Source organism: Bacillus sp. SIMBA_031 (assembly GCF_046535225.1).
Taxonomy (GTDB): Bacteria; Bacillota; Bacilli; order Bacillales; family Bacillaceae; genus Bacillus; species Bacillus velezensis.
In genome coordinates, this window is the sequence record NZ_JAWRXC010000775.1 from 1 (window position 1) to 229 (window position 229).

At 55.9% G+C, this 229-nt stretch carries 1 protein-coding gene; it reads right to left on the minus strand.

Annotated features, from left to right (window positions below):
* Window positions 1–229 (minus strand): glycogen/starch/alpha-glucan phosphorylase (locus SB724_RS22155; RefSeq protein WP_410573278.1); only part of this gene is annotated, 229 nt, incomplete at both ends.

The following is a 229-nucleotide window of genomic DNA, read 5'->3' on the forward strand; positions in this document are numbered from 1 at the left end:
GCGATGGGTTCGCTACCGCTAGCCAGCGACGCGGCGTCACACCGTTGGTGACGTTGGTGAAACGACCCGGGAAGATTTTCGCAAAGTCGGCAAACAACGATTGCACCATCAGATTAGAGTGCAGTTCCGATACACCGTTAACTTTGTGGCTCACAACAACCGCCAGCCAGGCCATACGCACACGACGACCGTTGGATTCATCAATGATCGACGCCCGTCCCAGCAGATC